The following is a 12124-nucleotide window of genomic DNA, read 5'->3' as shown; positions in this document are numbered from 1 at the left end:
TCGACGATCTGATCCGCGGACGTGGCCATTGGTCAGCTCTCCATCATTCCGGCTTCGTGGTGTGGCTTCGTCGGGACGGCGGTCTCAGCCGTCCGTGGCGCCGAACGCGAGGCGCACGAGGTCGTCGACTTCCATGCTCTCGATGGCGTCGGAGTCGGGGGTGTCCTCGGCTTCCGGCTCGTGGTCCGCGGCGGACGGCTCCGGCTGCGCCAGCGCCAGCAGGTCGTCGAGCAGCCCGGCCGCCCGCAGCCGGGCGAGGGGGATGGCGGCGAGGGCGTCGCGTACCGCTGCGTCGTCCTCCGGCACGGCGGCCGTCCCCGCGGGAGCCTCGGGGACGAGTTCCGTGCACAAGTGGTCGGCGAGGGCCTGCGGTGTCGGGTAGTCGAAGACGAGGGTGGCGGGCAGCAGGGCGCCGGTCGCGGTGCCGAGCCGGTTGCGCAGTTCCACCGCGGTCAGCGAGTCGAAGCCGAGGTCCTTGAACGACTGCTGGTCGCCGACCTCGGCCGCGGAGGCATGGCCGAGCACGGCGGCGACCTGGGTGCACACCACGTCGAGAACGGCGTGCTGGGCCTCGTCGCGGGTCAGGGTGGCGAGCGTCCGGGTCAGCGTCTCGGCGGAACCCGGTCCGGCCGGTGCCGGGCTCGCGGCCGCGGTACGGCGTGCCGCGGTCGGCAACAGGCCGCTCAGCAGGGGCGGTACGGGCCCGCCGGAGCCCAGGGCGCGCTGATCGACCAGCATCGGCAGCAGCGCGCCCTCGGGCCGGTCGAGTGCCGCGTCGAAGAGGGCGAGTCCGCGGTCGGGGGGCAGGGCGGGCAGCCCGGCGCGTGCCATGCGGTGCAGGTCGGCTTCGGTGAGTCCGCTGGTCATGCCCGTCGTGCGGGACCACGGTCCCCAGGCGAGGGAGGTGGCGGGCAGCCCGGCGGCCCGTCGCTCGGCGGCGAAGGCGTCGCAGAAGGCGTTGGCGGCGGCGTAGTTGGCCTGTCCGGGCGCGCCGAACACCCCGGCGGTGGAGGAGAAGACGACGAATGCCGCCAGGTCCTCGTCACGGGTGAGGTGGTGCAGGTGCAGCAGCGCGTCCACCTTCGGCGCCAGCACCGCGTCCATGCGGGCGGGCGTCAGCGAGGTCACCATGCCGTCGTCCAGCACACCGGCGGTATGGACGACAGCGGTCAGCGGATGCTGCTTCGACACCGACTCCAACAGCCCACTCAACGCCGACCGATCAGCAAGATCACACGCCGCAACCGCCACCTCGGCACCCAGACCCGCCAACTCCCCACACAGGTCACCCACACCAGGAGCATCCGGACCACGACGGCTGGCCAGCAACACATGCCGCACACCATGCTCGGCAACAAGGTGCCGCGCCACCAACGCACCCAAACCACCCGTACCACCCGTGACCAACACCGTCCCCTCACCATCAAGGGCAACGGGCATCGTCAACACCACCTTGCCCACATGCCGGGCCTGACTCAGGAACCGGAACGCCTCCGGCGCCTTCCGCACATCCCACGCCGACACCGGCAACGGCTCCAACACACCCCCCTCGAACAACTCCCGCACCCGCGCAAACATCTCCCCGATCCGATCCGGCCCCGCCTCGATCAGATCGAACGCCTGATACCGCACACCCCCATAGCCAGCGGCCACCTGCTCAGGGTCACGGATGTCGGTCTTACCCATCTCCAGGAAACGACCACCCCGCGGCAACAACCGCAACGAAGCATCCACGAACTCCCGCGCCAGAGAATCCAGCACCACATCCATACCCCGGCCACCGGTCGCCGCCAGGAACGACCCCTCAAAATCCAAATCACGCGACGAGGCGATATGCGCCTCGTCCAGACCCAACGCACGCAGCGTGCCCCACTTACCGGGACTCGCGGTGGCAAACACCTCCGCACCCAGATGCCGCGCCAACTGCACCGCAGCCATCCCCACACCACCCGCACCCGCATGCACCAGCACAGACTCACCCGCCTGTACTCCACCCAACTCCACCAGAGCGAAGTACGCGGTCAAGAACACCACCGGAACCGACGCCGCCTGCGCGAACGACCACCCCTCCGGAACCCGGATCACCATCCGCTCATCCGCCACCGCCACCGGCCCGAACGCAGACGGGAACAACCCCATCACCCGATCACCCGGGGCCAGACCCACGACACCGGGGCCGGTCTCCGTGACCACGCCCGCGCCCTCCAGGCCGAAGGCTCCGGCGTCGCCGGGGTACATGCCGAGGACGTTCAGCACGTCGCGGAAGTTCACCCCGGCCGCACGGACCGCGAGGCGTATCTCGCCCTGTTCCAGCGGTCGTTCGGCGTCGTCGTGGGGCAGCAGGGTGAGATGGTCGAGGGTGCCCTTGCCGGTCATGCCCAGGCGCCAGCCGGTGCCGTCGACGGGCTCGGCCAGCGCGGTGCCGGAGTGGACGGGGGCGACCTTCGGGAGGTGCACGGTGCCGCCGCGGACCGCGAATTGGGGTTCGTCGGTGGCCAGTGCTGCGGGCAGTGCGGCGTAGGAGGCGGCCTGGCCGTCGAGGTCGGCGAGAACGAACCGGCCGGGGTGTTCGGACTGTGCCGAGCGCACCAGGCCCCAGATGGGGGCGGCCGCGGCGGCGTGGTGGGTGGTGCCGGGGGCGTCGACGGCACCCCGGGTGACGAAGACGAGGCGGGCCGCGGCGGGCGGGTCCGCCAGCCATCGCTGGACCAGTGCCAGTGCGCCGGTCGCCGCCTCGTGCGGGTCGGCGGCGGGGAGCGCCACGAGGACGGTGCCGGTGGCCTGCTGGAGGTCCGGGCCGGTCAGCCGGGTGGCGGCCAGGCCCGCGGCGTCCAGGGCGGCGGCGAGGTCGTCGCCGTCCAGGACGAGCAGGCGGGCCGGGTCCTCGGGAGGCGTCGTGGGAAGGGACACCACGGGCCAGTCGAGGTGGTAGAGGGGGCCGGCGGAGCGGGCGGAGAGCGCGATGCGGTCCGGGGACAGCTCGCGCAGCGTCAGCGCCTCGATGTCGGCGACGGGGCGGCCGTCGGTGTCGGTGAGGGCGAGGGAGACGGTGTCGGGTGCGGACAGGTCGAGGCAGGCCCGCACTCGGGTGGCCCCGGTGGCGTGGATCTGCACTCCGCGCCAGGAGAAGGGCAGCCGTCCGCTGTCGGTGTCCCCGGTGGGCAGGAACGCGGTCGCGTGCAGGGCGGCGTCGAGCAGGGCCGGGTGGAGGGCGAAGTGGTCCGCGTCCTGGGGTGCGGGCGCGGGCAGGGTGATCTCGGCGTGCACGCGGTCGCCGTCGCGCCAGGCGGCGCCCAGTCCCTGGAAGAGCGGCCCGTAGTCGAAGCCGCCGGCGCTCAGTTGCGCGTAGAGGTCCTCGACGGGGAGCGGTTCGGAGCCGGCGGGCGGCCAGGTCGACACGGCGGGCGCGGCGGGCTCCGGTCGGGCGGCGGTCAGGGTGCCGGTGGCGTGCAGCGTCCAGGGCTCACCGGGGGCCGGGTCGGTGCGGCGGGCGTGGACGGTGAACGGGCGGTGGCTCTGCCCGTCGTCGGCGCCGAGCACCGCTTGGAGGTCCACCGCGTCGTCCTCGGGCAGGATGAGCGGGCTGACCAAGGTCAGGTCCGCCACGCGGGGGCAGCTCGCGCGGTCGCCGGCCTGGACGGCGAGTTCCACGAAGGCCGTGCCGGGGACGACGGCGGTGCCCGCCAGGGCGTGGTCGGCGAGCCAGGGCTGCTCGGCCACCGAGAGCCGGCCGGTGAACAGGTGGCTGCCGTCGGCGAGTTCGACGGCGGCGCTCAGCAGCGGGTGGCCGGCCTGGCCGATGCCCGCGCTCGCGCGGGCACGGGGGGTGGGCCAGTAGCGCTGCCGCTGGAAGGGGTAGGTGGGCAGGCCGTCGACGGCCGGGCGTCCCCGGTGGGCGTTGGCGACGGCGGACCAGTCGAGGTCGGCGCCGTGGACATGGGCGCGGGCGAGGCCGTCGAGGAGTGCCTGCGGCTCCGGCGTCCGGGCGTGCAGCAGCGGGATGACCGCGGTGCCGGTGGCGTCGGGGGGCAGGCAGGCGGCGGCCATGGCGGAGAGGGTGCCGTCGGGGCCGAGTTCGACGTAGCGCTGTACGCCCTGGGCGGCGAGTCCGCGGACGCCGTCGTGGAAGCGGACTGCGCCCCGCACCTGCCGTACCCAGTAGTCGGGGCGGTCCAGTTCGGTGGCGGCCTCGCCGGTCAGGTTGGACACCACGGGCAGTCGCGGCGGGTGGTAGGTGAGCGATTCGGCGACGGTGCGGAACCCGTCCAGCATCGGGTCCATGTGCGGGGAGTGGAAGGCGTGGCTGACCTGGAGTTGCTTGGTCCGGCGGCCGTCGGCGGCGAGTCGTTCGGCGAGGTGTGTGACGGTGTCCCGGTCACCGGAGAGCACGACGGAGTCGGGGCCGTTGACGGCGGCGAGGCAGACCTGTTGGTCGAGTCCGTCGAGCAGCGGGAGCACCTCGTCCTCGGTCGCCTGGAGCGCGACCATGGCGCCGGTCTCCGGGAGTGCCTGCATGAGCCGGCCGCGGGCGGCGACGAGGGTGCAGGCGTCGGCCAGGGAGAACACCCCGGCGACGTGTGCGGCGGTCACCTCGCCGATGGAGTGGCCCAGCAGGTGGTCGGCGTGCAGACCGGTGCTCTCGGCGAGGCGGTGGAGGGCGGTTTCCATGGCGAACAGGGCGGGCTGGGTGTACGCGGTGCGGTGCAGCAGCCCGTCGGCGTCGTGGAACATGACGTCGCGCAGCGGCCGGTCGAGATGGCCGGCGAAGTGGTCGCAGATCTCGTCGAGGGCCTGCGCGAACACCGAGAAGGTGCGGTGCAGTTCGCGTCCCATGCCGGGGCGCTGGGCGCCCTGTCCGGTGAAGAGGAAGGCGGTGCGTGCGCCGGGTGGGGCCACGCCCTCCAGGGCGCCGGTGGCCGGCTCGCCCGCGGCCAGTCCGTGCAGGGCGGTCAGCAGTCCGGCGCGGTCGGTGCCGTGGGCGACGGCGCGGTGCTCGAAGGAGGCGCGGGTGGTGGCCAGGGCGTGACCGACGGCCGCGGCGGGCAGGTCGGGGTGGTCCGCGGCGTGGGTGTGCAGGGCGGTGGCCAGGGCGCGGAGCGCTTCGGGGCTGCGGGCCGACAGCGGCCAGACGACGGGCAGCGGGGCGGTGTCGGAGGTGTCAGCGGTGTCGTGGGCGTCCGGTGCCGGCTGCGTGGCGTCGGCCGGTGCGTCGGGCCCGTCCGGTTCGGGGGTGACCTGTTCGAGGATGACGTGGGCGTTGGTGCCGCTGAAGCCGAAGGAGGAGACACCGGCCCTGCGGGGCCGCCCGTGGTCGGGCCAGGCGGTGGGGGCGGCCAGCAGTTCCACGGCGCCGTCGGTCCAGTCCACGTGGGTGGAAGGCGCGTCGAGGTGCAGTGTCCGCGGGAGCAGGCCGTGGCGCAGGGCCTGCACCATCTTGATCACTCCGGCCACGCCGGCCGCGGCCTGGGTGTGCCCGATGTTCGACTTCACCGAGCCGAGCCACAGCGGCTGGTCGCCGGTCCGCTCCTGGCCGTAGGTGGCGAGCAGCGCCTGCGCCTCGATCGGGTCGCCGAGGGTGGTACCGGTGCCGTGCGCCTCGACGGCGTCCACGTCACCGGCCGTGAGCCGGGCGTCGGCGAGGGCTGCCCTGATCACCCGTTGCTGGGAGGGGCCGTTGGGCGCCGTGAGGCCGTTGCTGGCGCCGTCGGAGTTGAGGGCGCTGCCGCGGACGACGGCCAGCACCGGGTGCCCGTTGCGCCGGGCGTCGGACAGTCGCTCGACCAGCAGGACGCCGGCCCCCTCGCCCCAGCCGGTGCCGTCGGCGCCGTCGGCGAAGGCCTTGCAGCGGCCGTCGGCGGACAGCCCGCGCTGCCGGCTGAACTCCAGGAACGCGGCCGGGGTGGACATCACGGTCACACCGCCGGCGAGGGCGAGCGAGCACTCCCCCGACTGGAGGGCGCGGACGGCCCAGTGCAGGGCGACGAGGGAGGAGGAGCAGGCCGTGTCCACGGTGACGGCCGGGCCTTCGAGGCCGAAGGAGTAGGCGATGCGGCCGGAGACCACGCTCGCCGCGTTGCCCGTGCCCAGGTATCCGTCCACGGATTCGGCGGCGTTGCCCAGGACGGTGGTGTAGTCCTGCCCGTTGGTGCCGGCGAACACGCCGGTACGACTGCCGCGCAGGGACTGCGGGTCGATCCCGGCCCGCTCGAACGCCTCCCAGCAGACCTCCAGCAGGATTCGCTGCTGCGGGTCCATGGCGAGGGCCTCGCGGGGCGAGACGCCGAAGAATCCGGCGTCGAAGCGGTCGGCCTCGGTGAGGAAGCCGCCCTGGCGGGTGTAGGTGGTGCCCTCGTGCTCCGGGTCGGGGTCGTAGAGCGCCGCGGTGTCCCAGCCCCGGTCGTCGGGGAACTCGCCGATGGCGTCGCCGCCGGCGGCCAGGAACTCCCAGAACGCCTCCGGGGTGCGGATGCCGCCGGGGAAGCGGCAGCTCATCGCCACGATGGCGACGGGCTCACCGGCGGTGGCGGGGTCGATGCCGTCTGTCGTCAACTCCTGTCCGTCGCACAGCAGTTCGGCCAGGAGGTAGGTGGCGACGGCGGCGGGCGTGGGGTGGTCGAAGACCAGGGTGGCCGGCAGCCGGAGTCCGGTGCGGCGGCCGAGGGCGTTGCGCAGTTCGAGGGAGGTCAGGGAGTCCAGGCCGAGGTCCCCGAAGGCACGCTCGGCGTCGACCCGGCCGGGCGAGGCATGGCCGAGCACGAGGGCGATCTCGGTGCGCACCAGGTCCAGGACGTGGGCGTGGCGCTCCTGCGGTGCCAGCGCGGCCAGCGCAGGGGCGGCCGGGGACGCGGGGTCGCCGCCGGTTGCGGCCGGGGCAGCGGTCCGCTTGGCGGGGCGGCCGGCGAGCGTCCGGAGCAGGGGGGCGACGGCGGGGCCGGTCCTGCGGATCGCGGTGACATCGAGCGGCACCGGGACCGGAACGGCCCGGTCCTGGGCCAGACAGCGGTCGAAGAGGGCGAGCGCCGCCTCGGTGGACAGCGCGCCGACGCCACCGCGGTCCATCCGCCGTCGGTCCGTCTCGTCCAGGCGGGCACTCATCTCGCTGCGCTCGGCCCACATGCCCCAGCCGAGCGCGAGGGCCGGGCGGCCCTCGGCGCGGCGCCGTTGGGCGAGCGCCTCCAGGAAGGCGTTGCCGGCGGCGTAGTTGCCCTGGCCCGGGCCGCCGAAGGTGGCGGCGGCCGAGGAGAACAGGACGAAGGCCGACAGGTCGAGGTCCCGGGTGAGCCGGTCGAGGTTGTCCGCGGCATCGGCCTTGGGGCGCAGGACGGTGGCGATCCGCTCGGGGGTGAGGGAGGAGATCACTCCGTCGTCGAGCACCCCGGCGGCGTGCACGACCGCGCCCAGCGGGTGTGCCTCGGGGAGGGTGGCCAGCAGGTCGGCGAGCGCCGTGCGGTCGCCGGCATCGCAGGCGGCAAGGGTCACCCGGGCACCCAACTCACGAAGTTCTGCCGCGAGTTGGACGGCACCGGGCGCGGCGGATCCGCGGCGGCCGACGAGCAGCAGATGCCGTACGCCGTGCCCGGTCACCAGGTGCCGCGCGACGGCGGCGCCGACGGTCCCGGTGGCGCCGGTCACCAGCACGGTGCGGAACGAGTCGAAGCGGGCGGCGGGCGCGGGCGTGGTGGTCCGGGAGGGCTGGGGAAGGCGGATCAGGCGCGGGGCCAGGAGGCGTGCGCCGCGGACGGCGAGCTGGGTCTCCCCCGCCACCATGGTCGCGTCAACGACGGCGTCGGTCATGTCGACATCGGCGTCGGTGTCCACCAGCAGGAAGCGGTCCGGGTTCTCGGACTGCGCCGAGCGGACCAGGCCCCACACCGCGGCGGCGGGCAGGTCCGTGACCGTCTCGTCCGGGCCGGTGGCGACGGCGCCCCGGGTGACGAAGACGAGCCGTGCGTCAGCGAGGCCCGGCCGGGTGAGCCAGTCCTGCACCAGCGCCAGGGCGTCCACGACCGAGGCGTGGGCGGCGGCGGCCGGTTCACCGACCTCGGAGGTCTCGGAGGTCTCGGCGGTCCGCCAGGGCACGACGACGAGGTCGGGAACCTCGGCTCCCTGTTCCACAGCCGTGGCGAGCGCGTCCAGCGCACCGTGGAGCGCGGACGCCTCCGACTCGTCGGTCTCGGTCCCCGTCCCGGCGCCTTCCGAGCCGAGTGCGACGACCCGGCCGGGCCGCTGCGGTGACGTGGACGGCGGCAGTCCACTCCACTCGACGGTGAAGAGATCGTCGCGGCCGTCGGCCGGGTCGTGCGGCGGTGCGAACTCGGTGGCGGGTACGGGCGTCACGGAGCCGAACGAGGCGACCGGTTCGCCGAGTTCGTCGGTGAGGTGGAGTTCCAGGCCGCCGTCGTCCGCGGGAGCGAGGCGGGCGCGGACCGATTCCGCGGCCACCGCATGCAGCACACAGTTGTTCCAGGACACGGCGACGGCGTCGGGGTGTCCCGCCGCCGGGAGCGCCTGGAGCACGGCGTCGAGCAGCGCCGGGTGGAGGGCGAACCGGGCCGCGTCGCCGCGGTACTCCTCGGGCAGTGCGGCCTCGGTGAACACCGCGTCGCCCCGGCGCCATACGCCCCCCTGGCCGGTGTCGACCGGCCGGGCCTCGGCCGGCGGCCAGGGGGTCAGGTCGTGGCCGGGGAGCCGGGGCGGCCGTGCGGTGAGGGTGCCGTGGGCGTGCCGGGTCCACGGGGTCTCGTCGTCCGGCCGGTCGGCGGGGCGGGAGTGCACGGTGAGGGTGCGCTGCCCGTCCGGTTCCGCGGCGGCGTCCAGCATCACCTGGATCTCGACGGCGGACCGCTCGGACAGGACGAGCGGGACGTCCACCGTGAGGGTGGCGATGTGCTCACAGCCGGCGAGCGCGCCGAGGTGCAGGGCGAGGTCGAGGAAGGCGCTGGTGGGGAGTTGGACGCGGCCGTCGAGTGCCCGGTCGGCGAGCCAGGGGTGTGCGGAGGAGGTGAGGAGTCCGGTGGAGACGACGGCGCTGCGGTCGGCGAGGGTCAGGGCCGTCGGCAACAGGGGGTGGTCGCCCGTGCGGTGTGCGGGAGCCGCTTCGGGGGCCAGCCAGTAGCGCTCGCGCTGGAAGGCGTAGGTGGGCAGGTCGACGTGGTCGGCGCCGGGGAAGAGGCGGTCCCAGTCGGGGCCGGCGCCGCGGGTGTGCAGGGCGCTCAGCGCGGTGAGGAGGCTGTGGGTCTCGGCCCGGTCCTTGCGCAGGGCGGGCACGAGCAGGGGGCCGGGGTGGCCGGGGTCCGCGTCGAGGCAGCCCTGTGCCAGGGCGGTGAGGGTGGCGTCGGGGCCGATTTCGAGGAAACGGGTGACGCCGCGGCGCTCCAGGGCGCGGATGCCGTCCGCGAACCGCACGGCCTCCCGCACGTGCCGTACCCAGTAGTCGGCGGTCGCGAGGTCGGTGGCCGACTCCCCCGTCACGTTGGAGATGACCGGGATCTCGGGCTGATGGAACGTCACGCTCTCCGCCACGGAACGGAATGCGGCGAGCATGGGGTCCATCAGCGGGGAGTGGAAGGCATGGCTGACCCGGAGCCGTTTGGCCTTGCCGCCCTGCTGCTCGAAGCGCCGGACGAGCGGGGCGAGCGCCTCCTCGGCGCCGGCGACGACGGTCGCCCGGGACCCGTTGACGGCGGCGACGCTCAGCTGTTCGCCGGCGTCGGCCAGCAGCGGCAGCACCTCGTCCTCGGCGGCCCGGAGCGAGAACATCGCGCCCCCGGAGGGGAGTTCCTGCATCAGGCGGCCGCGCGCCGCCACGAGCCGGCAGGCGTCCGGCAGCGACAGGACGCCGGCGACGTGCGCGGCGGCCAGCTCCCCGATGGAGTGGCCGAGCAGGAAGTCGGGGGCCAGGCCCCAGGAGGCGACGAGCCGGAAGAGCGCCACCTCGAAGGCGAACAGGGCGGGCTGGGTCAAGCCGGTGCGATCCAGCGCGGCCGCGTCCTGGCCGAAGACGACGTCCGCGAGCGGCTGGGGCAGCTCCGGGTCGAGGTGGGCGCAGATCTCGTCGAAGGCCGCCGCGAAGACGGGGAACGCCGCGTGCAGGTCACGGCCCATGCCCAGGCGCTGGGCGCCCTGGCCCGCGAAGAGGAACGCCGTCTTGCCGCGGCCTGCCGTGCCCAGGACGGCCGCGGTGTCGTCGCCCTGCGCGAAGCGTGCGAGGTGCCGGAGCAGCTCCGCGCGGTCCTCACCCAGCACCACGGCGCGTTCCTCGAAGGCGGTGCGGGTGGTGGCCAGCGAGGCGCCGATGTCCTCGGTTCGGAGGTCGGCCAACTGGTTGACATGAGCTGCCAGTTGGGCTGCCTGAGCGCGGAGTGCGGACTCGCTGCGGGCGGAGAGCACCCACGGGACGACCGGGAGCGGTGCGGCGGCGGGCTGCTCGGCCGGGGGCACGGGTTCCGTCGCGTCGGGGGCGTCGGGCTGCGGGGCGTCGGCGGGCGGGGCCTGTTCCAGGACGGCGTGGGCGTTCGTCCCGCTGACGCCGAAGGCCGAGATGCCGGCGCGGCGCGGGCGGTCGGTGGCGGGCCAGTCGACGGCGTCGCTGAGCAGCCGGACCTCGCCCTCGCTCCAGTCGACGTGGGTGGAGGGCCGCTCGGCGTGCAGGGTGCGGGGCAGCACGCCGTGCTGCATCGCCTGGACCATCTTGATGACGCCGGCGACCCCGGCCGCGGCCTGGGTGTGCCCGATGTTGGACTTGACCGTGCCGAGCCACAGCGGGCGGCCGGCTTCCCGCTCCTGGCCGTAGGTGGCGAGCAGCGCCTGCGCCTCGATGGGGTCGCCGAGCGTCGTGCCGGTGCCGTGCGCCTCGACGGCGTCCACGTCGGAGGTGGTGAGGCCCGCCGCGGTGAGTGCCGCGCGGATCACCCGCTGCTGGGAGGGCCCGTTGGGGGCGGTCAGTCCGCTGCTCGCGCCGTCCTGGTTGACGGCGGTGCCCCGGACGAGGCCGAGGACGCGATGGCCGTTGCGGCGGGCGTCGGAGAGCCGCTCCAGCAGCAGCATGCCGGCGCCCTCGCCCCAGCCGGTGCCGTCGGAGTCGTCGGAGAACGCCTTGCAGCGGCCGTCGGCGGACAGCCCGCGCTGCCGGCTGAACTCCAGGAAGGTGACGGGCGTGGACATCACCGTCACGCCGCCGGCCAGGGCGAGGGAGCACTCGCCCTGGCGCAGTGCGTTGCAGGCCAGATGCAGGGCGACCAGCGAGGAGGAGCAGGCGGTGTCGACGGTCACGGCCGGGCCTTCGAGGCCGAAGGTGTAGGCGACGCGGCCGGAGGCGATGCTGGCGGCGCTGCCGTTGCCGAGGTGTCCTTCGAGTCCGGCGGGCGGCTCGGTGAACCGCGAGCCGTAGTCGTTGTACATGACGCCGACGAAGACGCCGGTGGGGCTGCCCTTGAGGGTCTGCCGGCGCAGGCCCGCGCGTTCGAAGGCCTCCCACGACGTTTCGAGGAGGAGGCGCTGCTGCGGGTCGGTCGCCAGTGCCTCGCGGGGCGACATGGCGAAGAAGTCGGGGTCGAAGTCGGCGGCGTCGTGGAGGAAGCCGCCTTCCCGGGTGTAGCAGGTGCCGGGGTGGTCGGGGTCCGGGTGGTAGAGGGAGTCCACGTTCCAGCCGCGGTCCTCGGGGAAGGGCGTGATGCCGTCGGCGCCGTCGGCGACCAGCTGCCACAGGTCCTCGGGCGAGCGCACACCGCCGGGGTAGCGGCAGCTCATGGCGACGATGGCGATGGGCTCGCGCTCGCGGGCCTCCATCTCGCGCAGCCGCTTGCCGGTGCGGTGGAGATCCGCCGTCACCCTTTTCAGATAGTCGCGGAGCTTTCCCTCGCTCACCGTTCAGCTCCCTTCCCCGGACCGCTCGGCGGACCGGCGGCCTGCCTCACACCGGCGACCACAACGCTGGAATCTCTACTCGCTGTCACATTCTGTGGCCGCCGGTCGGCCGAATCGGGCGCCGGCCGGTGACTCTAAGAGAACCCCTAGGAGGTGCCGGGCCCGCCTGGACGGGCGCTGCCGGGGGTCCGCCGAGGCGTGGGGCGGTGCGCTGCAGGGGGCGCGGCACACGGGCGGCGCCCCTCCGTACGCGCTCCCT

1 protein-coding gene is annotated in these 12124 nt (G+C 74.3%); it reads right to left on the bottom strand.

Features of this window, described 5'->3' with window-relative positions:
• Positions 1 to 84: 84 nt before the first annotated feature.
• Positions 85 to 11865, bottom strand: coding sequence for an SDR family NAD(P)-dependent oxidoreductase (locus ACQP17_RS33480; RefSeq protein ID WP_433859676.1), 11781 nt, complete (start codon positions 11863 to 11865; stop codon positions 85 to 87).
• Positions 11866 to 12124: the final 259 nt, after the last annotated feature.

Source organism: Streptomyces kronopolitis (genome assembly GCF_050953795.1).
In the GTDB taxonomy this organism is placed as follows: Bacteria; Actinomycetota; Actinomycetes; order Streptomycetales; family Streptomycetaceae; genus Streptomyces; species Streptomyces kronopolitis_A.
The sequence above is the reverse complement of the archived record's forward strand: the minus strand, read 5'-3'. Positions and strand labels throughout refer to the sequence as shown.